Below are 21,164 nucleotides of genomic sequence, written 5' to 3' on the forward strand. Positions count from 1 at the left end.
TCTTTCTCTATCTGCTGTTGAAAAAGCATTCGAAGTTTCGTTTTCCCTACTGCATTGCCAGGGCGCCATGACCAACATCCATAACGATAAGATCCTGATCCTCGATTTCGGCGCGCAGTACACGCAGCTGATCGCCCGCCGCATCCGCGAGCTGGGCGTCTACTGCGAAATCTGGGCGTGGGACCACAACCCGGCCGAGATCGCGGCGTTTGGCGCCAAGGGCATCATCCTGTCCGGCGGCCCGGAATCGACCACGCTGCCGGGTGCACCGGCCGCGCCGCAGGAAGTGTTCGACAGCGGCCTGCCGATCTTCGGCATCTGCTACGGCATGCAGACCCTGGCTGCGCAGCTGGGCGGTGCCACCGAAGCTGCGGACCAGCGCGAATTCGGCCACGCCGAAGTGAACGTGATCAACCCGGATGCACTGTTCAAGGGCCTGAGCGACCACGGCGGCGAGCCGAAGCTGAATGTCTGGATGAGCCACGGCGACCACGTCTCCGTTGCGCCGCCGGGCTTCACCATCACCGCCACCACCGACCGCATTCCGGTGGCTGCCATGGCCAACGAAGAAAAGCGCTGGTACGGCGTGCAGTTCCACCCGGAAGTGACCCACACCCTGCAGGGCCAGGCGCTGCTGCGCCGCTTCGTGGTGGACGTGTGCGGTTGCCAAACCCTGTGGACCGCCGCCAATATCATCGACGACCAGATCGCCCGTGTGCGCGAACAGGTGGGCGATGACGAAGTGATCCTGGGCCTGTCCGGCGGCGTCGATTCGTCCGTGGTGGCCGCGCTGTTGCACAAGGCCATCGGTGAGAAGCTGACCTGCGTGTTCGTGGATACCGGCCTGCTGCGCTGGCAGGAAGGCGACCAGGTGATGGCGATGTTCGCCGAGCACATGGGCGTGAAGGTGGTGCGCGTGAATGCCGCCGACCGCTACTTCGCCGCACTGGAAGGCGTGAGCGACCCGGAAGCCAAGCGCAAGATCATCGGCAATCTGTTCGTTGAGATCTTCGACGAAGAGTCGAACAAGCTGAAGAACGCCAAGTGGCTGGCGCAGGGCACCATCTACCCGGACGTGATCGAGTCTGCCGGCAGCAAGACCGGCAAGGCGCATGTGATCAAGAGCCACCACAACGTGGGCGGCCTGCCGGAGCACATGAAGCTGGGCCTAGTGGAGCCGCTGCGCGAGCTGTTCAAGGACGAAGTGCGTCGCCTGGGCGTCGAGTTGGGCCTGCCGCGCACCATGGTCTACCGCCATCCGTTCCCGGGCCCGGGCCTGGGCGTGCGTATCCTGGGTGAAGTGAAGCGCGAATACGCCGAACTGCTGGCCAAGGCTGATGCCATCTTCATTGATGAGCTGCGCAAGGCGGACCTGTACGACAAGACCAGCCAGGCGTTTGCCGTGTTCCTGCCGGTGAAGTCTGTGGGCGTGGTGGGCGACGCGCGGGCTTATGAGTGGGTGATTGCGCTAAGGGCCGTGGAGACGATTGATTTCATGACGGCGCATTGGGCGCATCTGCCGTATGAGTTCCTCGGTACGGTGAGCAACCGGATCATCAATGAGTTGCGGGGGGTTTCAAGAGTTGTCTATGACATCTCGGGGAAGCCGCCGGCGACTATTGAGTGGGAGTGAGTTGAAAGAATGAGGGCGCCGAGAGGCGCCCTTGTTTTTTGAGGCGGGGCCTTGCCCCCCGGCGGTCTCGAAGGGGCGCAATCTGGTGGAATTACGCAATTATTCCAGACTGGGTCGTTGGAGGATTCAAGCGGGCTGCGATTTCGCGTGAGTGAGTTGCGTCCTAGATTCAGTGGTACTGCAAGTCCAGTCTGCTTGGTTTGATAATAAAAACTAGCGTTCCAGTCAATTTCTAGAACGCACCTTATTTTGCGCGGATAGCATTGATGGCGGCGCTTGCGCTCGACTGCAAGTATTGATCAGAGTAGATGGCGTCCAGCTGCGCGTTACTATCCAGGCCTGATCGAATGTGCGTGGATACGTCTGCGACGTCGGTGCTCGCTTTTCTTCCCTGTAGATCGCCGAGCATCGCAGCTACTGCTCGTGTTCCGACTATATCTGGATCATCGTGCTGATCAGGGGCAACGCTGGAATGTCCTATTGCGTTCCAGAAGGAAGTCCATAAACGAGCTACGCCCTGTTTTTCGCGAATCCTTTGGGCGGCTAAGATAAAAGCCAATGCCGTCTTCTGTAGAGTGGTAATATTCGGTTTATCCTGTAGTCTAATTGCCGTGATCCAACGCTCCCAAAGTAATGGCAAGGCACCTTGCTGGGCTTCTTCGGGGTCTATATAACTGGAAATTGTCTCTGCAAAGTGTGTAAGTAGATTCTCGAATGGTCTGGTTGGTGTCCATATGCCATTCAATAATTTCGCGAAGCTGCAATTCTGGAAAATGGAGCCGGTGGCAGCTTGCCATGAATCTGATGAGCGCAGTTCGTCGCTGATCGCCGAAAGCAGATAGGTTGTCTCAACTTGAATGCCTATTTTTAGATCGACAAGTTGCGCGAGCTTATCGGGCACCACCTCTGCATTCATTAACCCACATTTGTTCAAGAATGATAGAAATTCCACCGTCGATATACTGGGTGCGTCTGGTTCGATCTCACTAGGGTCGATATGGCAGACCATGATGGATTCAATGATGTCGTCGCAGTAGTAGACGCAGTCGGTTGTTCTTACCGCAAGGTTTTCCTCGGCATGCCACGGTCTCTCCTTATTAATTGAATCGTCCGGCGGGAAATGCGGGTGTCGAATCTTGGGGAGTCGAGCAGTCAGAGCAGTGATGATTCTGCTCGCGCGATCCTTGCCAATGCCTGAGCCGGCCATGCCTCTGGTGTTCTGGAGGGAAATTAGTGTTCCGCGCGCCACGATAACAGTTTCAAAGGTGTCAAGCGCTAGATCTAGAATCTCCAGTTCATCGAGCACCAGCAGAGATACCAAGGAGATTAATACGGGGCCTGTGCGCAGATCTTTCGGTTTCGTCCGCGACAATCCGGCGGCATATGTGCTGAAGTGCCACGCCGCGTTTTCCACTGGGGCTACTTCCCTGAGATGCCACAGAGTCAACACGTCTGGTACGTTTCTTAAGAATATGCGTGGACGCCAAGAGAACGGAACTGGTAGCTCTCCCATCTCAAGTGCGCGTAGCGTTGACTCGTGGCGATGCTGTTCTTCCGGCGTTATGCCAATTGCGGCGTTCAGTGCATCGATCAGATCGCCAGGATGACTTGAGTCAGGCATCTTGAATGATCTGAAGTGCTTTGAATTAGGGAACTTGTCCACGAATGAATCAATTCGAGATCTCAGGTCTAAGACTAGCTGGTCATCCCCTGAATTCTCGCTGCCACTGCTTGCCATTAGTGCAAGTTGCAAGAAAGTCCCTTCCTCTTCCTCGTCATCGCGATCTGAGATGCCGCCGTACTGGTTGGCAATATCCCACAGGACCTTGTTACGACTACTTGAGAGTGACTCGATCTGATAGAGCATTGAGAGTAATTGAAGCCTAACCTTTCGGTCAGTCGCGGACATTAATTGGCCGCGCACGATTGTCTCTGCCTTCTCTGTCAGGCCGAAGCGGACCGCGCCATTGATAAAATTTCTGCAGGTTGATTCGCTCGCGCTGCCGTTGTCGACGAGTTCGGTGAAAATGCTGAATGCACGACTTGGATAGCCACCAAGTTCTAAGGAAATACCAAGTAGAGACATAATTCGTGGGCTCCGGTACTGGCGGGAGCCTTTGGAAAGAACTTCAATGGCTGAGTCATAGTTGTTTAGCGTGAGATAGGATCTGCCTATGGCAAGCACTTGGTCCTCATCAAAGACCGCGTGACCGGACAGATGCTCGCCCATCAGGATTACCCGCTCGGCCTCTTCGCGATCTGAGGTGTCAGAGTTTAGAATGACATGTTTTGCGATCGGATCCGGACGGCCAAGTTTTTCCCATTCGTTAGCAAGATTTTGCAGTGCGTCGACACGAGACAGGGACGAATTTCTTACTGCCACAGTTGCATCGAGCATCGCTCCATAAATCATAGAGCTATTTGAATTTCTCAGTCTCGCGCTGATCTTGGAATATATGTCATTCCGAGACGCTGCATTTGCGGCAGCGCCAATCATAAGGAGTGAAGCCAAATTTATGTCGCTATCTGGGAGTGCCGAAAGATCGGTTGCCCCAACGTATTTAAAGCCAAGAGTTGGATTTCCGATCTGGCAAGCGGCCACGCCGACCGTTAGTTCCTCGTCTGCGGTAAGCGATGCAGGGCCCGCTTTTTCCCTCAGCTTAATAACGAGTGCTGGTTGATCGGAATTCAATGCGAGCCGTGAAACGGTTTGCCGTATCTGATAATCGTGCGCACGTTCAAGGGCGAGTGAAGCAAGCGTTGGCATGATTGCATCAAGTCGACCAAGTGCCATCGCTGAGATCGCAACAACATCGACGATGTAGTTGATTACAGCTGGCCAAGTTAGACCATGTGCTATTAGGAGTGCTCTTCGAGCCAGTTCGTGCGCCTCGCTAAGTTGGTCTAGATCCATACCTTGAATGCCGCTGGGAGGAATGGTCAGTTCGCCTTCTTCGGGCCATGTCAGCTGTCCCATGGATAGCTGAAAGCGCGCGCGCGCTTCAAAAGTAACCAAAGTCAGTTCCTGCAGCCTGGTGAGGCCAGGCAGGGTCGAGGCACTGGTAACCTCGCTAATTACTTTCGGCCAGTCCCCCTCTAAGATTGTAATGGTGACCCTTGCAAGAGCCGCTGCGTTGCTCGAAATGTCTTTGATGGATTCCCTTGCAGCAGAAAAATTCCGCTCCAACGCGTGGAGCTTCGATAGAATTATGCGGCAGCTGGGTCCTGTTGAACTGCTCAGGCGTTCGATAAGCGCGACTCTTAAAGCTACTCCGCTCGGACCTAGAGGAATGTCGTCAAGTTCATTCTGTGCAGTCGCTCCTTTAACGGCGTCCACTTCCGGGGCAAGTAGGGAGGCATTGCTGAGATGGTGATCTGCTTCAGCGTGTTCTCCAGCAAGCGACAGTGATTGATATCGAATGAATTCTGCAATGCCGCGCTCGAGATCGCTAGTCAGGGATGAGTCGTTGATTAAGCTCTCAGATTCGAAAAGTGCGCGCCTGACATCGCCATCTCGAACAATGGTCAACGCCTGTCTTAATTTGCCTGATGATGAGGTGGTGCTTATTATTTCTTCGAGGCCTGCGTCTGCAATTTCGAATAATTGATCTCGCGATCTTGTGCTGTCTCGAGCAATATGTAGAGAGTATGAATCCTGTGCTATTCTGTCCCCGCCGGCATGAATTCGCTCTCGATTCTGTCGTCGCGCCTCATGATATTCGGTGAGATATATGTCAATTTCTTTGGATAGATCAAGGTCCCTTGTGAGGATCTGGCGTCGAGGAATTCGAATGACTGCACTTGCCTGATTTTCAGGTATTCCCGTCAGCAGATCATCGAGTTCGGGGCTTACAAATTTGTAGTAAACGGGCGCTGTTTTCGGGTCTTGCTCGTCTATGAAGTCGACTGCAATGACCACGACCGGCGTGATTGCAGAGTGCCATAGGTTCAGTGTTGCTCGATCAAACGAGTGTGAGAAGTTAATTCCGTCTGAAAGTCGTGCTGAGCTGTTGGTGGTGCCCTTAAGCTGTACCTGGAATATATGTTCGGCAACTTCGTCACAGTTGAAAGAGGTTACTAGGTAGTCAATGCCGTAATCAGCTTCGTTCTGACCACTGATTGCCCATCTTCGGGGCCTACTTGCGCTGAACGCACTAGCTGCATCCTGCCCTATGAGTTGCGAATTGCCTCGGCCCGGTCGATCTGTGCTAGCGCCCATTGCTTCCTCATTCGGTTAGCCGCAGGTAGGGGACTCCGCAGCGTAGCTGTCCTAGCCGAGGACAATAGCAGTAGAAGAGGCATGAGGTGATGCTTCTTAGCTAGGCCGCAATCTAGTCGGGTGATATGGAAAGATAGGCGTGGTCACCGAAGAGGAAATGGCAATGCATGGCTTCGGCGCAGGTGGCAAGAATCTAGTGACTTCGACGAACCGCGTCCGTTGGTATCGCTTTGGTTATAGATTGCTTACGGGCAGATGACGCCAATGGTCGGATGTCTGTAGGGCTGGATTGAGATAGGTGAAATGGGAGAGCAATGTCAGCGCCGCCGGGGTCTATTCCGGCCTCACTTCCCGGCAAGCCCACTCAATCACCCCCCGGCAAGCCAGAAACAACCCATCCACAACCCCCTCATCCAAATGCCGCTCCGGGTCCGCTGCGACCCGGCAGCGGTCTGCCGCGTGTAGCAGCTCCAGCACCGTAAGCGCACCCACCATAGCGCGCTCGCTCCGCGCCAGGCTCACGCGGCGGCCGGGCGAGACATCGGTTTCGGGCCACGGGTGCCCATCTGCACCCTCGCAGCCGCGCATGCGCTTGAGGATGCCTAGGAGGTAGTTCAGGTCGGGCAAGGAAGCGTCGTCGTTGATGGGCTCAGCAACGGTGTAGGCGGAGAGGATGTCAGAATCGTTCATGGCGTCGGTTTCCTTGGCTGTACTTAACAGCGCCACCGCGTGAGCGGGTGGCGGACGGTGCGGGTTGCAAACCGGGACGCAGAGAAGTGACCGGCGGGCCCGAAGGCCCCCACGCACCGCCCGCCATATAGGCCGACGGATTGCCAGCCGGCACCGCCTCAAGGACGGTGCCGACTGGCAAGCGTTTTCACTCTACGTCTCGGGTTTGCACGCCCGGCCACCCGTTGTCGGTGGCGCGTCATGGTGTTTACACCGCCGCTCCGAACGCCAATAGAAAATGGCGAACACGAAGTGGAATTCGAGAGCGAAGAACTATTGTGGCACGCACCATTCGTGCAGCACGCGACACCGCCAGACGTATTCGCGCATCTGCTCTGTTGATTGCGATTCGGAATGACGTAAGCGCCTGCACCACAAGCGAATAGCGCGACGGCCTTCTTTGCAACAGTTCTTAGTCCTGCCCCGCAGGCATCGGCGCCGGATCAGCCTCACACCGCGAAAAGCGGTTCAAACACGACACCGCTAGCGAGCGTCGCAGCCTCAACCCGCACCATCCCCAACCGCCGTCGCATTCCCCACCAGCAACTCAATCATCGCCCGGGCCGCCGCCGACTGCCGCCGATGCGGCGCATAGATCACCGAGAACGGGCGCGATCTCCCGCGCAGTTGCGGCAGCACTTCCACCAACTTCCCACGCAGCAACCGCTCGCGCACGATGAACGCATAGCTCTGGCAGATGCCGATGCCCTGTTCGGCCAGCGACACCACGCCCAGCACATCGTCGGAAGTCTCGATGGACGAGCGCGGCAGCCAGTCCACGTCGTGCCCGCCGTCGCGGAAGATCCACGGCGCCAGCCGCCCGGTGCGCGGCATCACGAAGGGCAGGCACAGGTGCTGCTGCAGGTCGTCCAGCGTCTGCGGCGTGCCGTGGCGCTGCAGGTACTCCGGCGCGGCCACCAGCACTAACGGCGCATCTTCCAGCTTCCGCCCCACCAGCCCGCTGTCCGGCAGCTGGCCCAGGCGGATGGCCAGGTCGAAGCCTTCGGCCACCAGGTCCACGTTGCGGTTGGTGATGTTCAGTTCCACCTGCACCTGCGGGTACTGCTGCGCAAAGCGCGCCAGCACGGGCGGCAACCGGTAGTGGCCATAGGTGGTGGGCACGCTCAGGCGCACGCGGCCGGCCAGCGCACCGTCCTGGGCCAGTACGTCGCGCTCGGCGTCGTCGAGCAGCCCGAAGGCGGTGCGCACCTGTTCCAGATAGAGCCGCCCGGCGTCGGTCAGGCCCACGCGGCGGGTGGTCCGCTGCAGCAGCTGCCGGCCCAGCCGTGCTTCCAGCCGGGTGACCGCACGGCTCAGCACCGAGGGCGTGGTGGACAGCGCCACCGCGCCGGCAGTGAACGAGCCATGCTCGACCACCGCCAGGAACACTTCTACATCGCCCAGGTAGTCGAACTTGCGGCTCATTTGCCTCTCCGGGGAACAGATGTTTTGCGATGGAGCCAATTTATCGCCGCTGGGGCGATGAATAAAGTGGCGGCCATTCCCCGATAGGAGCTCCCCATGAACCTGATGACTCAGCTGGCCGCTGCGCTGGCCCTGACCCTGGCCGCGACCGGCGCGCATGCGGCCAACGTGCTGGTGGTGCTGTCCGACGAAAGCCACCTGGACCTGAAGGACGGCAAGGTGCTGTCCACCGGCTTCTATCTCAACGAGCTGATGCAGCCGGTCAAGCTGCTGCTGGACGCGGGCCACGAGGTGACCTTCGCCACGCCGCAGGGGCGGCCGCCGACGGTGGATGCGTCCTCGGTGACGGCGGCGTACTTCGGCAACGATGCCGCGCAGCTGACGCTGCACAAGGAGCTGCTGGAGAAACTTGCACTGACCTCGCCGACGGCGTCGCCGGTGGTCAGCCTGGCGCGCGTCGAACAGCAAGGCTACGCGCGTTTCGATGCGGTCTACATTCCCGGTGGCCACGCGCCGATGCAGGACCTGCTGAAGAGCCCGGCGCTGGGCCGGCTGCTTGCCGACTTCCACCAGCGCAACAAGACCACCGCGCTGGTCTGCCACGGGCCGATCGCGCTGCTGTCCACGCTGCCGGATGCTGCGGGTTTCGTGGCAAAGCTGGACGCGGGTGCGATGCCGGCCACGCCGGAGTGGATCTACAGCGGCTACCAGATGACGGTGATCAGCAACCAGGAAGAAGAGCAGGCCAAGCCGATGCTGGGGGGCGGTGAGATGAAGTTCTACCCGCAGACTGCGTTGCAGCGGGCGGGTGCGAAGTTCAGCAGCAATGCCGCGTCGTGGACCGGGCATGTGGTGGTGGACCGCGAGTTGATTACCGGGCAGAACCCGGCTTCGGCGCTGGAGGTGGGGCAGCGGTTGGTGGAGCGGTTGAAGTAAGGCGGGCCCTGCATCGCATGCGGTGCCGTGGCACCATGGTGGACTGGTCTCGTCCTTATGGGTGGGGCCGGTTTTCCAGGGAAGCCATTCAACACGACATGCGAACGTCCATCCTTTTCATTCTTTCGGTCCTGTGCCTGACCCTGTTGTCTGGCTGCGCCAGTGGGCCGGATTACCACCATTCCAATCGCGAGATCACCAGCGCATTCGTGGCCGACGACGGCAAGCTGTACCTGCTGCCGGTCTATGACGAGCCGATGCGCTTCGACGCCGCGCCGTTCCGTGATTACCGCGCCCTGATGGACAGCCCGCTGCGCGAGGCCGTGGTCTGCGCGCAGCTGTACTTCCGTGAGGACTGGCGCGTGCCGGCCGACAGGAGCAAGGTGCATGGCAGCTACGCGCTGCTGCTGCGGCCGGAGCAGGTGACGCCGGAACAGGCGGCGCAGTTCAAGCTGGAGCGGTTGGAGATCAGCCCGCGGGTGGCCAAGGCCATCGATGCGTTGACGCGCCGGCCGTACATCCTTGAAGCGCGGAGCCGTTACGAGCTGGCGGCCAACCCGGACTGCAACCTTTCCAGGCAGGGTGGCAGCTATTACAGCGCGCTGTTCGAGAGTGATGGCGAGCGGGTGAAATTGCCGGACGCTGCGGCGCTGGCCGCGAAGGCGAAGCTGCCGCAGTCGATCACCGCGAGGGCTGAGCGGATCCGGCCGGACGATACGGATAAGCCTGGGGTTGGGACGGCCGCCGGCAAGGTGCTGGGCGCGGCGTTGATTCCTGTGGCGGTTCCGGTGTTTGTGTTGAGCCTGCCGTTCCTGGGGCCGGATCATTGGAAGTGATGGGGCGTTGAGAGAGAGCATCCGTGCGTGGCATGGATCTACCTCTGGTCAGCTGTCAGGTGGAGGCGATTACGCCTCTACTTCAACCGCCTGTTCGACGGCTGCCTGTCGCTGCAGTCGGGCTGCGAAATAGGCGGCAACTTGTGGATCTGTCGCGTAGACGTAGCAGCCCTTCATCCCTCGGGTCATCAAGGTGCGGTAGGTGTTCTTGATGATGGTGTCCGCAAGCTCGGCGGCATGGGCGGGATGGGACTTTGAGAGCTTCACGTACCCCAACATGGTCTTGTCGTGCCGAGCGCGCGCGCGTGGCACTGTCTTGAGGGCGCCGTTTTCCATGACGAGGTCCGGTCCGATGATTACCCCGATGTAGTCGACTTCCAGCCCCTGGCTGGTGTGGATGCAACCCACCTGGTCAATCGAGTCTGGGGAGACGATCCAAGGGATTTCAGCGTCGTTGAGGTTCCATTGCCGCTGATAGCTGCCGATGACAATATCCATTTCCTTATCGTTCTTCTTACTTTTCCATGGCCAACAGTAGCCGGCTACAACACGCGCGCGGTTGGCGGTATTCTTCGCTTCGATGGCGGCATGAAGCGCGGACGGGTCGTTGAAAATCTGGAAGTCGTAACTGATCTCGTCCAGCGTGGTGTTTGCGGTTGGGCGGATTTGAAGCACGTCATCCAGCCATGCCAGATAGCCGTCCGAGCCTGCACAGCGGAACTGCGAAGACAGCGCGTATTCCTCTACGGTGGCACCACGGGCGACCGCAAATTTCCGAATGGCTTCCTTGGTGCCAATATCCTTGAGCGTGACCCGTTGGTCTTCATCAATGAAGAACACACTGCACCGGGCGGCATTGATCAGCTCCATGATCTGGTTCTTGCCCTCGTTTCCGTAGAATCCGCCTTGCTCGGTAAGCCGGTGCGCTTCATCGACGATCAGAGCGTCAAAGTCGTTCTGAGGGGAATCGATGAACTGGCCGGAGCCGTCAAAAAGCTGGTGCAGGTGTGCGTTGTCTTTTGATTTTCCGAGCGAGCGACTGTAGACCGCGCGTGGTGCGGCATTCTTCGAGACGTACCTGACGTTCAGGCCATTACGCAGCGTGGCAAGAAGATTCACGGCGACGACTGACTTGCCCGTGCCCGGACCACCCTCAACGATGATGACACGAGGTTTTCCGTCAGCATGTGCTTGCGTGCATGCTGCCTTGGCGGCTTCGAACACATGCTTCTGTTCGTCAAGCAAGGTAAAAGCGTTGTTTCCAGACAGCAGTCGATACACTTCGTCGGCGAGCACCTTGGAGGGACGGATACGGCCGCTGTCCAGTTCGGCCAGTACCGGAAGGCCATTGCCCTTGCTTGTGTATCGATTGATGAAGCTGCGCAGACGCTCAAGTTCAGGCGTGCCTTTGAGGAAGAGCGGGGCGCGCTGGATGTAGGGCCGATAGTGCGGTGAGTTGATGACGCCGTCTGGCTCGTACTCGTGCAAGTAGGCGCAAGGGTGCAGTTGGAGCCTTCCTTCATGGACAGCCTCGTTGAAGCCTTCCAGGAACGCTGCGTAGGACCAGGCCTGATAGCTTGGATGGACGCGCAGGTTTCCGGTGTGCAGCTCGATCATGGCGTCGCGACTGGACGGCTTGACGGCTGACCACTGCTTGAGTTCTACGATGATGACGTGGGGCGAACCATCTTCGGCATGCCCGGTCAGGACAACATCGATGCGCTTTCGCGATTGCGGAAGAATGAATTCCACTGCCACGCCGATGTCACCGGGGATGGAAGGGTCGTTCAGCGCACGCGCGACGTATCCCAGCGAGGCGCGCCAGGATTTGACTTCGGAATCGCTGACCTTGGTGTTGGTCGCTGCCTTGTAGCTGGCGAGGATGACCTGGTCGATCTCCTGATCGTTGCACTGACGAAGGAAGGTGTCCTTGTCTGCCTGATAGACGATCATGGCTGCACCAGCTTGTTGTACTTGGTGCTGACGCCACGCGAGAGGTCGACCGGGTACTTGGCGGCATTCATGGCCAGCTTGCTGCTGACGGCTTCATTCAGGTCGATGCCGAGCACGTCCGACAGCCGGATGAGGTACAGGGCTACATCGGCGATCTCATCGCGCACCGCCTTGGCGGTGGCTTCAGAGGACGCTGCCTTGAAGGAGTCGGCCTCGGTCATCCACTGGAATATTTCGTTCAGCTCTCCAACTTCGCCAGAGAGGGCCATGACAAGGTTCTTGGGGGAGTGGAACTGCGCCCAATCACGGGCTTCGGCAAATTCCTTGAGCGCTTGGGCAGCGCCCTGAACCTCGACAAGAGGGTGTTCCATGGCATGGCCTTATACGACACGATTTGGCCAATTCTACCCATCCCGACGGGGCGTAAGCGACACTTCGCTCTTGATATCCAGGCAAGCAGCAAGGGCGCCGATGGGCGCCCTTGTGGGTGGTGCGATCAGGCGACGGTTGGCCGCCGAGGTGTCAACCTTGGCACCTCTGCCTACCACCAGCTACACAGCTGGCCCGCCAATTCTCCCAGGCCTTGGCATCGATGCCGGCCTTCAATGCGATGCCTTGCAGCTCCGACCAGTTCCTCGGCGAAGGCGCGGCCAGCAACCTGCGCATGAAGGCCTGCATCTTCGCTTCGCCCACCTGCTTCTCCAGCGAGAGCAGCAACAAGGGGCCGTAGCCATAGCGGTACAGTTCGCCCAGATCCGAGCTGCCGTCGATGGCATCGAACGCCGGCAGCGGCTTCTCCTGCTTTTCGATGGCCGATTGCAGTCGCGCGATGTAGCGATCCGCCGCGGCATCCCCACTGATCTCACGCAGCGCCTTGATCGACAGGAACTCTGCGCTGGATTCCAGCAGCACCCAGAAGTACGGTCCCTGCGGACGGTTGAGCGTACCGAAGTAGTAGTGGGCCATTTCGTGCGCGATGTACTGCACGCGTCGCTCGGCCTTTTCGCCACCAGCCAGCAGTGAGTCGGCCACGTTGCCGATGCTGCCGCTCATGGCGATGGTGGGCCAGGTGGCAAAGCCCCACTCGCTCCCCTCCCGGTCGCGCTCGATCTGGTTGAGCGTGACCATGCGCAGGAAGGTGGGACGGTCGGCCAGCGGCACGCCCATGTAGCGGCTGTGCACGTCGGCTACCTTCTGCACGGTGCCGGAAAGAGCATCGACCTTGGCCGTGGGCAGCGTCTCGTTGAGGATCGTGACCTGCGCAGTGCGGGTGATCGGGCCGCTGCCGCCGAACAGCAGGATCGGCCGCGCGTTGTCGCTGCGGAAGCGGCCCCGTGCGCCTTCGATGGCCGGGCTGCCGTTGAGATACAGGAAGCGGCAGCCGGCGCACTCCACCTGCAGGTCGTAGCGGCTTTGGCTGCTGCGCACGCGGGCCTTGGGGTCGAACGCCTGCGGCAACCACGCGGACTGCTCGGTGAAGCGCGCGCTGTCGCCGTTGAAGGCCATCATGCCTTTGAAGTCGCCCAGGGCATCGTATTTCGGGTACAGCGGGAACGCGCCGACGTACTGCACGCAGAGCGTGGTGGTGGGTTCGGCCAGGGTGTAGACGCGCGCTTCGCCATCCACGCCCGGGTCGTACCAGCCGTCGAACCCTACGGGCTTGCCCTCGCCATCTGTGACCCGTGCGACGTTGAGGCCGGCGTTGAGCACGAACGCGCCCCTTGATTCGGCTGGGAGGTTGGACATGCAGACCTCGCCCTCGACGCGGCCGCTGACAATATCCAGCCGCACGCTGCCGGTGGTGAGCGGTGCGGCCGGTTGTGCGGTCGGTGCGGCCACGCTGGTAGCGGGGGCGAGCAGCGCGATCAGGGCGGCGGGCAGCAGGGCGTTGCAGGGGTTCATCGGGCCATCCTTGGGTGGATGGCGTTGACTATAGGGCCAACATCGATGGACGCGGAGAGTCTTCTGGTCACCCGGCCTTGTGGGGCTGGCGGAATGCCCTGGCATGGTGCAGGCATAATGCCAGCGGGGCGAACGGATGCCCACGAACAGGAAGGACACCTGCGCCATGACGAACATGCCAACCCAGCTCACGACTGACTTCGATGCGGTGCTCGACCGTGGTGACATTGCCGAGGCGCGGCGGCTGTTGGCCCCGCAGCTTGCACGCGGCTGTGCCGAAGCGTTGTTTCTCTCTTCCTCGATGCCCGTTGGGGAGGACGACGCCCATGCCGAGGCGGACAGCTTTGCGACCCTCAAGCAGGCCGCAGAGAAGGGCTATATCCCGGCAATCCATGCGCTGGGACTGCGACTGCTGACGGGTGACGGCGTCGAGCAGGACGTCATGCGGGCGGCCGCGCATTTTGAGTGGGCATCGGAGGCCGGCTATCCGTCGGCCATGTACGAGTTTGGCCTGGCGCTGTTCCATGGCAAGGGTGTCGCCAGCGACGTGCCACGTGCGGTGTACCTGATCCGCGCGTCGGCGCAGGGTGGGAACGAGTACGCCAGGGAATTTCTGCTGACGTACTCGTTGGACGTGGGCACGTAGGAGGAGGGTGCGTAGTCCGGTAACGCTACACTGGCGGCCTACCCCGATGGAAGCTCACCCATGTTCAGTGGAAAAGTCGCGGTGGTTACCGGCTCCACCAGCGGTATCGGTCTTGGCATTGCCACCGCGCTGGCGCGGCAAGGGGCCGACATCGTGCTGAATGGCTTTGGCGATGCGGCAGAGATCGAACGCATCCGTATCAATCTGGAAGCCGAGTTCGGCGTGCGGGTGGCGCATGACGGCGCCGACCTGTCCATGGGCGAGGCGGTGCGCGGTCTGATCGCCCAAGCCGTCGCGACGATGGGTCGCATCGACATCCTGGTGAACAACGCGGGCATCCAGCACACAGCATCGATCGAGGAATTTCCTGTCGAGAAGTGGGATGCGATCCTGGCGCTGAATCTCTCGGCGGTGTTCCATGCAACGGCGGCGGCCTTGCCGCACATGAAGCAGCAGGGTGCCGGCCGCATCATCAATATTGCATCGGTACATGGGCTGGTGGGCTCGGTGAACAAGTCGGCCTATGTGGCGGCCAAGCATGGCGTGGTGGGGTTCACCAAGGTGACCGCGCTGGAGAATGCGGGCACCGGCATTACCGCCAATGCGATCTGCCCGGGGTGGGTGCGAACGGCGCTGGTCGAGCAGCAGATCACCGCGTTGGCCGAGCGCGAAGGCACGGATCAGGAGACCGCGGCGCGTGCGCTGCTGGCCGAGAAGCAGCCGTCGTTGCAATTTGTAACGCCCGAGCAGCTGGGCGAGATGGTGGTGTTCCTGGCCTCGGATGCCGCTGCCCAGATCACCGGCACGGCGCTGCCGGTGGATGGGGGCTGGACGGCGCGCTAGCTGGCTGGCTGCGCCTTACGCTGCAGCATCGGCAGCGCCACCAGCGTGGCAAGGATCGTGAACAGCACCAGCGACGAGCCGACCGTGCCGAAGCCCAGGCCGCCCTTTTCCAGCGGCTTGGTGAGCAGGTCGCCGAAGGTGGCGCCGAATGGGCGGGTGAGCACGAAGGCGATCCAGAACAGGATGACCCGGTTGATGCCCTTGATGCGGCTGGCCAGTGCGGTGAGCGCGATGAGGCTGCCGATCAGCAGTGCGCCGCCGGTGAAGCCCAGCCCGGAATCGTCGGCGAGGAAGTCGCCCAGTGCGGTGCCGAGCGTGTTGGAGAACAGCACGGCGGTCCAGTAGAAGCCTTCGGCGCGGCGCGATTCGATGTTGCTGACCGAGATCGACTTCTCCGACATGCGCCATGCCAGCAACACCAGCGCCAGGCAGCCGGCCAGCAGGCTGGCGCCGGTGGCGTAGCCCAGGCCGAGCGTGCGGTCGATCAGGTCCGACAGGGTGGTGCCGGCGGTGCTGGTGGCCAGCACCACCGACCAGAACAGCACCGGGTGGAAACGCCGCGCCGACAGTTGCAGGGCCAACAGGGCGGCGAAGATCGCCAGCAGGATGGCCGAGCTGGCCACGTAGCCCAGGTTGAGCGTCATCGACAGCAGGTCGCCGGCGGTCTCGCCGAGCGTGGTGGCGGCGATCTTCATCACCCAGAAGCCGAGGGTGACCGCCGCCACTTTGCTGTGCAGGGAATCTGCGTCTGAAGCACTCATCGAACGTCGCCAGGGATGCCTGTGGGCGATCGTGTCGGTGCGCGCGTCGGAACGCGGTCGTAGCAGTCTTCGTTCTGTGTCAACCGAATGCCGCGATTCAGCTGGTAGCACTCGGCTTGGCAAACACATCCAGCCCCTTGCCCGTCTCCAACAACGACTTCAGGCTCGACAGCACGATCGGCCAGCCCTGGCGGATGCCGGTATCCATGCCGCTGCCGGGTTCCAGTTCGTCGTGAGTGACGGTCAGGCGCACCATGTCCTGGTAGGGCACGATGTCGAAGGTGACGCGGCTGTAGGCATCCGGGTTGTCGGCCTGCGAGGCGGCGGCCCAGGTGATGACCAGGCGCGAGGGCGGGATGCTTTCCACCACTTCGCCGACCAGCTCGACCGAGCGCGCTTCGTTGGCGCGCACGTGCTGCCAGCGCGAGCCGGGCTTCCAGTCCGAGACGTTTTCGTGACCCCAGTAGCGGCTGGCGATCTCGGGCCGGGTGATGGCCTCGAACACCTTCTGCGGTGTGGAGGCGATATAGATCACGTGGATGAAGCGGGTGGACTCTGCGGACATCGTCATTTTCCTTCCAGTTCTCGTTTCAGGTCATGCAGCAGGCTCAGGCGCTGCTGCTCGAACTTGCGTACCCAGCGCTCATAGACTTCATGCAGCGGCACCGGGTTGATGAAGTGCAGCTTCTCGCGGCCACGGCGCACGGTGCTGATCAGGTTGGCGTCTTCCAGCAGGCCCAGGTGCTGGGTGACCGATTGCCGGGCCATGTCCAGGTGCTCGCACAACTGGCCGAGCGTCTGGCCGTTGTCTTCGCAGAGCAGATCCAGCAGCGTGCGGCGCGTGGGATCGGCCAGTGCCTTGAAAACTTTGTCTGCGTCGCGCACGTGGTCTATTGCCATGGGGAGGTCTTCAATTCCAGTTGTCGATCCTGACGTCGTGTGGGTTGGGCTGGCCCTTGCCGGTTTCCAGCAGCGCCTTCAGGCTCATCAGGAACACCGCCCACTTGGTGCTGCAGTGGGAGGTGAACTCGACGCGCTCTTTCCAGCCTTCGTGGGTGAACAGGACGATGCAGTAGTCGCCTTCCTGCTTCAGCACGAAGCGCGCGTGGGTGCCGATCCATTCGGCAGGTCCGGCAAGGAACCGCCACAGCACGAGCTCGCTGGGGATGAGCTGTTCCAGCTTCATTTCCATGGCGCCGATTTCCTGGCCGTTGTTCGTGAAGCGCACCTTGACCGTGCCGCCAGCTTCGCGGTCGCCCTGTGTGTCTTCGGCCCACCAGGCGGCCACGCCTTCGGGGGTGGCCAGGGCCTGGTACACCTGGCTTGCGGGGGCCTTGATGCCGACCCTGTGTGCGATATCCACCATTGCAGGTTCCTCGCGATGGGCCGGCAGGCGCCGCCCTTGGGATGGACTATATGCAGTTAAATGCCTGCATGTCAAATCCGGCCCACGGACTTCCGGCCTTGGTAGTGCCGGCCGCTGGCCGGCATCCTCGTGGCAGTTGATTGACGCGTTGAAAGGAGTGCGCGCATGACTGAAACAGGAAAGGACACCTTGAACATCCGCCGCGCCAGCGTGGCCGATGCGCCTGCAGTGCTGGCATTGTTCGATGAGGTGATCGAATGGTTCGTGTCGATCGGTAATCTGCAGCAATGGGGCAGTGAACCGTGGTCGACGATGCCGCGCCGGATCACACAGGTGACCGATGCGTGCGCGCTGCCGGGTGCATGGGTGGCGCAGGACCAGCAGGGCGGGGTGCACGCATTCCTGGCGCTGGGCGAGTCGATGCCCTACGTGCCTGCGCCCATCGGGCCGGAGCTGTATGTGCGGGTACTGGTGGCCTCGCGTGAGGTGCGCGTGCGAGGCATTGGCCGCCGCCTGATGGCGTTTGCCGACGAGCAGGCGCGCGCTGCCGGTCTCGATCATCTGCGTGTGGACTGCTACGGCGGAGGCAGCGGCGACCTGGTGCGCTTCTATGAGTCCTGCGGCTACACGCGCATCGCGCCGTTCAATGTGGACGGCTGGCCGGGGATGTTGCTGGCGCGAAAGCTCTGACGTGGTAGCGCGGTTACCGCTTGAACTCAGCCCGGGCCGTCAGTCGAACGGCTCAGCTGTTCCCACGCGTCGATGCTGCCGGCCATCGACGCCAGCTTCGCCCGCACCAGTTGCAGTGCATCACTGCCCAGCAGCAGATGGGTGGGCGGGGCGTCGCTGTCGATGACCTGCAGCATGGCCTGCGCAGCCTTCACTGGATCACCGAGCTGGTGGCCACTCTTTGCCTCGCGCGCGCTGCGGATGGGATCGAACAATGCGTCGTAGTCGTCAATGCTGCGCGGCGCCCGCGCCATCGAGCGGCCTGCCCAGTCGGTGCGGAATGAGCCCGGTGCGACGGCCGTGACGTGGATACCAAACGGCGCGACTTCCTTGCCAAGCACTTCGCTGATGCCCTCCAGCGCGAACTTGCTGCCGCAGTACCAGGCGATGCCCGGCATCGTGATGAAACCGCCCATGGAGGTGATGTTGAGGATATGGCCGCGGCGCCGCGCGCGCATGTGCGGCAGCACCGCTTTGATCAGCGCGGCCGGAGCGAACACGTTTACTTCGAACTGCTGCCGCAGCTCGGCGAGCGTGGATTCTTCGAGGATGCCTTCGTGGCCGTAGCCAGCGTTGTTGACCAGCACGTCGATGCTGCCGATGTTGGTTTCGATATCGGCGACGACTGCATCGATGGCGGCGATATCGGTTACGTCCAGCAGGCGGCCGAATGCGCGGCCGGGCGCCAGCGCTTCGAACGCCTGGCGGGCGGTTTCGTTGCGCACGGTGCCGACCACGCGATGGCCGGCCAGCAGGGCCTGCTGGGCAAGGGCGCGGCCGAAGCCGCTGCTGACACCGGTGATGAGGAGAAGGCGGGAAGAGGTCATGAGGGAGCGTTCGTGGTGGGCAGGGCTTGCACGTTAGTGCTTGAACGACCGGGAACACAGGCCTAGGATTCGGCCATTCTTGCCTATTCCTCTGGAGTGCCCGTGCGGGTAGTCAATTCCCTGCAACGGCAGGTGCAGGCACGCATGGTCGGCCTGCTGAAGACGCTGGCGGTGGAGGAGGGCTATACGCTCACGCCCCTGCCGGGGGTGCGGTTGCTGCGATCCGACCGACCACTGGCACGTACGCCGGTGCTGTATGACCCCGGCATCGTGATCGTCTGCCAAGGCGTGAAACGGGGTTATCTGGGTGGGCAGGTCTACCAGTACGACGCGCAGCACTACCTGGCGGTTTCGGTGCCGGTGCCGTTCACCATGGAAACCGATGCATCGGCAGAGGCGCCACTGCTGGCGATCTACCTGCATCTGGATCTGCAGCTGGCGGTGGATCTGCTGATCGAACTGGGCGAACAGGCAGGCACCTCGGAGACACCGGCGCAGAGCATGATGTCCAGCCCGATGCAGGCGCCGATGCAGGCCACGGTGCTGCGCCTGTTGGAGGCGCTGACCGACCCGTTGGAGGCTGCCGTGCTCGGCCCTGCGTTGGTGCGCGAGGTGTACTTCCGCGTGCTGACCGGTGCGCAGGGCGGCGCAATGCGCGAGGCGCTGGCCATGCGCGGGCGCTTCGGCCGCATCGGCCGGGTGCTGCGCACGATCCATGGCGGATATGCCACCGCCCTGGACGTGGGGCAACTGGCCACCGAAGCGGGCATGAGTGTGGCGACCTTCCACGACCACTTCCGCGCGATTACCGGCACGTCGCCGATGCAGTACGTGAAGTCGACCCGCTTGCACCAGGCACGGTTGCTGATGCTGCGGCAGGGGATGACTGCCGAAGCGGCAGCGCTGGCGGTGGGGTATGCCAGCCCGTCCCAGTTCAACCGTGAGTTCAAGCGCCTGTTCGCGTTGCCGCCGGCGGCCGAGGTGGCGCGGATGCGGCGCAGTTTCTCGCTGCCACCTCCGCCCGCCGATGCGGTGTACGTGTCTTCGCATTGAGGGGGCATTCGAAGGTCACGTTGCCAGCAAGCCGGCCTGCCGCCGTCTCTACCGGGGCGATGCCCGGCGGGTGCAGCAGAGAGTGGTTGACAGGGAGTCTACCTACTAGTAGGTTAATTGCCATGAAAGAGTCGCTCTCGCCCAAAGCCCAGGAGATCCTGGCGCATGCCCGATCGCTGCTGGAAGCCGGTGGTTACAACGGTTTCAGCTATGCCGACGTGTCGGCGCGGGTGAACATCAGCAAGGCCAGCATCCACCACCACTTCCCCAGCAAGGCGGACCTGGTGCGCACGGTGGTTGAACTGTACCGGGCCGAGGCGCGTGAAGGCCTGGCGCTGCTGGACCGGCAGTTGGGCGACCCGTTGCAGGAACTCAATGCCTATGTGGATTACTGGTCCAGCTGCATTGCAGGGGGGACGTCCTCGTTCTGCATCTGCGCGATGCTGGCCGCCGAAGCGCCGATGATTCCGGACGAAATTGCCGAGGAAGTGCGCGGCCATTTCGAGGACCTGAGTGGCTGGCTGGCGGTGACGCTGGAGAAGGGCGCTGCCATGGGCCAGCTGCAGTTGCAGGCCTCGGCGGCCGATGAGGCCAAGGCGTTCATGTCCTCGGTGCATGGCGCCATGCTGGCTGCGCGCGGTTTCGGTGATGCGGCCACGTTCGCGACGCTGGCCCGGCTGGCCATCGCGCGGGTGAGCGCAGCCGCCTGACGTTTGTGTGATGGGCCTGCGGCTATGCGGGCCTTCTTTTCAGCCCATTAGCCTACCTACTAGTAGGTTCAACTCATCAGCGGAGATACCGATGGCACATCCCCTTACCCTACCCGGAGCGATCCATACCGCTATCAGCCTGGTGCCGATCCTGGCCGGCCTGTATGGCTTCATCCGCCACCGGGCGATCGATCCCGGCACGCGTTCGGGCAGGATCTATCTGGTTGGCCTGGTGCTGTCGGTGGCGACCTCGTTCACCGTGTCCAGCACCGGTGGGCTCAATCCCGGCCACGCCTTCGGCGTGATCGTGCTGCTGGTGGCGTTCGGCGGTGTTCTGGCTTTGCGACTGCGTTTCCTCGGACGGCTGGCGGCCTACCTGTCGACCTTTGCGCTGTCTTTCAGCTTCCTGCTGTCGCTGGTGCCCGGCGTGAATGAAACGCTGACGCGGTTGCCGGTGGCACACCCGCTGGCGGCGGCGCCGATGGCACCGGTGGTGTTGCAGACCTTGCTCGGCTGCCTGGTAGTGTTCGTGATCGGGTTTGCCGGGCAGTGCTGGCGGGTCCATCGGCGCACCACCCCGTTGTGAGCGACGCAGG

Annotated in this window: 20 protein-coding genes; 9 read left to right on the forward strand and 11 right to left on the reverse strand. The window is 61.5% G+C overall.

Annotated elements, in window-relative coordinates; translation table 11 throughout:
• Positions 1-67 precede the first annotated feature (67 nt).
• Positions 68-1,633, forward strand: a complete 1,566-nt coding sequence (gene guaA / locus ACZK4H_RS09570) for a glutamine-hydrolyzing GMP synthase (protein WP_005413109.1) — start codon at positions 68-70, stop codon at positions 1,631-1,633.
• Positions 1,634-1,877: 244 nt separating this feature from the next.
• Here the strand turns inward: guaA and ACZK4H_RS09575 are convergent, their stop codons facing one another.
• The 3 genes from ACZK4H_RS09575 to ACZK4H_RS09585 form a co-directional block, all read right to left on the reverse strand.
• Positions 1,878-5,852: a DUF4365 domain-containing protein gene (locus tag ACZK4H_RS09575; RefSeq protein WP_099552914.1), complete on the reverse strand. Its 3,975-nt coding sequence runs from the start codon at positions 5,850-5,852 to the stop codon at positions 1,878-1,880.
• Between the two features lie 333 nt (positions 5,853-6,185).
• Positions 6,186-6,542 (reverse strand): hypothetical protein, encoded by a 357-nt coding sequence (locus ACZK4H_RS09580; RefSeq protein WP_099552913.1) that lies wholly within the window; start codon positions 6,540-6,542, stop codon positions 6,186-6,188.
• Positions 6,543-7,082: 540 nt separating this feature from the next.
• Positions 7,083-8,006: a LysR family transcriptional regulator gene (locus ACZK4H_RS09585; RefSeq protein WP_099552912.1), complete on the reverse strand. Its 924-nt coding sequence runs from the start codon at positions 8,004-8,006 to the stop codon at positions 7,083-7,085.
• Positions 8,007-8,102: 96 nt separating this feature from the next.
• Here ACZK4H_RS09585 and ACZK4H_RS09590 point away from each other — a divergent pair, with 96 nt between their 5' ends.
• Both ACZK4H_RS09590 and ACZK4H_RS09595 read left to right on the forward strand, forming a co-directional pair.
• Positions 8,103-8,942, forward strand: a complete 840-nt coding sequence (locus tag ACZK4H_RS09590) for a type 1 glutamine amidotransferase domain-containing protein (RefSeq protein ID WP_099552911.1) — start codon at positions 8,103-8,105, stop codon at positions 8,940-8,942.
• Positions 8,943-9,040: 98 nt separating this feature from the next.
• Positions 9,041-9,778: a hypothetical protein gene (locus ACZK4H_RS09595; protein ID WP_099552910.1), complete on the forward strand. Its 738-nt coding sequence runs from the start codon at positions 9,041-9,043 to the stop codon at positions 9,776-9,778.
• 69 nt (positions 9,779-9,847) lie between these two features.
• Here the strand turns inward: ACZK4H_RS09595 and ACZK4H_RS09600 are convergent, their stop codons facing one another.
• The 3 genes from ACZK4H_RS09600 to ACZK4H_RS09610 all read right to left on the reverse strand — a co-directional run bounded on the left by ACZK4H_RS09600 (position 9,848) and on the right by ACZK4H_RS09610 (position 13,633).
• A complete protein-coding gene (locus ACZK4H_RS09600; RefSeq protein WP_099552909.1) occupies positions 9,848-11,731 on the reverse strand; it encodes a DUF2075 domain-containing protein in 1,884 nt (627 codons plus the stop codon).
• Positions 11,728-12,102 (reverse strand): nucleotide pyrophosphohydrolase, encoded by a 375-nt coding sequence (locus tag ACZK4H_RS09605; protein WP_087922329.1) that lies wholly within the window; start codon positions 12,100-12,102, stop codon positions 11,728-11,730. The genes ACZK4H_RS09600 and ACZK4H_RS09605 overlap by 4 nt, the downstream gene beginning before the upstream one ends.
• 151 nt (positions 12,103-12,253) lie before the next feature.
• Positions 12,254-13,633 carry a gluzincin family metallopeptidase gene (locus ACZK4H_RS09610; protein WP_099552908.1) on the reverse strand — a complete coding sequence of 460 codons (1,380 nt, stop codon included), beginning with the start codon at positions 13,631-13,633 and terminating at the stop codon, positions 12,254-12,256.
• A gap of 166 nt (positions 13,634-13,799) precedes the next feature.
• Between ACZK4H_RS09610 and ACZK4H_RS09615 the strand changes: the two genes are divergently transcribed.
• Positions 13,800-14,279 carry a tetratricopeptide repeat protein gene (locus tag ACZK4H_RS09615; protein WP_099552907.1) on the forward strand — a complete coding sequence of 160 codons (480 nt, stop codon included), beginning with the start codon at positions 13,800-13,802 and terminating at the stop codon, positions 14,277-14,279.
• 60 nt (positions 14,280-14,339) lie between these two features.
• Positions 14,340-15,122, forward strand: coding sequence for a 3-hydroxybutyrate dehydrogenase (locus tag ACZK4H_RS09620; protein WP_099552906.1), 783 nt, complete (start codon positions 14,340-14,342; stop codon positions 15,120-15,122).
• Here the strand turns inward: ACZK4H_RS09620 and ACZK4H_RS09625 are convergent.
• The 4 genes from ACZK4H_RS09625 to ACZK4H_RS09640 form a co-directional block, all read right to left on the reverse strand.
• Positions 15,119-15,883: a COG4705 family protein gene (locus ACZK4H_RS09625; protein ID WP_099552905.1), complete on the reverse strand. Its 765-nt coding sequence runs from the start codon at positions 15,881-15,883 to the stop codon at positions 15,119-15,121. The genes ACZK4H_RS09620 and ACZK4H_RS09625 overlap by 4 nt on opposite strands.
• A gap of 97 nt (positions 15,884-15,980) precedes the next feature.
• The gene (locus ACZK4H_RS09630) at positions 15,981-16,448 is read right to left on the reverse strand and encodes an SRPBCC family protein (RefSeq protein ID WP_099552904.1); all 468 of its coding nucleotides are present in this window, start codon (positions 16,446-16,448) and stop codon (positions 15,981-15,983) included.
• A gap of 2 nt (positions 16,449-16,450) precedes the next feature.
• Entirely contained in the window at positions 16,451-16,783 is a 333-nt protein-coding gene (locus ACZK4H_RS09635) for an ArsR/SmtB family transcription factor (protein ID WP_099552903.1), read from the reverse strand.
• A 10-nt stretch (positions 16,784-16,793) separates the two neighbouring features.
• On the reverse strand, positions 16,794-17,249 hold the full coding sequence (locus tag ACZK4H_RS09640; RefSeq protein ID WP_099552902.1) for an SRPBCC family protein: 456 nt from the start codon (positions 17,247-17,249) through the stop codon (positions 16,794-16,796).
• A 165-nt stretch (positions 17,250-17,414) separates the two neighbouring features.
• On the opposite strand from ACZK4H_RS09640, the gene ACZK4H_RS09645 reads away from it, so the two are divergent.
• Positions 17,415-17,939, forward strand: coding sequence for a GNAT family N-acetyltransferase (locus ACZK4H_RS09645; RefSeq protein WP_099552901.1), 525 nt, complete (start codon positions 17,415-17,417; stop codon positions 17,937-17,939).
• A gap of 26 nt (positions 17,940-17,965) precedes the next feature.
• Here the strand turns inward: ACZK4H_RS09645 and ACZK4H_RS09650 are convergent, their stop codons facing one another.
• Positions 17,966-18,805 carry an oxidoreductase gene (locus ACZK4H_RS09650; protein WP_099552900.1) on the reverse strand — a complete coding sequence of 280 codons (840 nt, stop codon included), beginning with the start codon at positions 18,803-18,805 and terminating at the stop codon, positions 17,966-17,968.
• A 102-nt stretch (positions 18,806-18,907) separates the two neighbouring features.
• On the opposite strand from ACZK4H_RS09650, the gene ACZK4H_RS09655 reads away from it, so the two are divergent.
• The 3 genes from ACZK4H_RS09655 (at position 18,908) to ACZK4H_RS09665 (ending at position 21,154) form a co-directional block, all read left to right on the forward strand.
• A complete protein-coding gene (locus tag ACZK4H_RS09655; protein ID WP_239503742.1) occupies positions 18,908-19,858 on the forward strand; it encodes an AraC family transcriptional regulator in 951 nt (316 codons plus the stop codon).
• 122 nt (positions 19,859-19,980) lie between these two features.
• Entirely contained in the window at positions 19,981-20,568 is a 588-nt protein-coding gene (locus ACZK4H_RS09660) for a TetR/AcrR family transcriptional regulator (RefSeq protein WP_099552899.1), read from the forward strand.
• Positions 20,569-20,659: 91 nt separating this feature from the next.
• A complete protein-coding gene (locus tag ACZK4H_RS09665) occupies positions 20,660-21,154 on the forward strand; it encodes a hypothetical protein (RefSeq protein WP_099552898.1) in 495 nt (164 codons plus the stop codon).
• The last annotated feature ends 10 nt before the right edge of the window (positions 21,155-21,164 follow it).

It is taken from the genome of Stenotrophomonas sp. 78350_Sma (genome assembly GCF_056482105.1).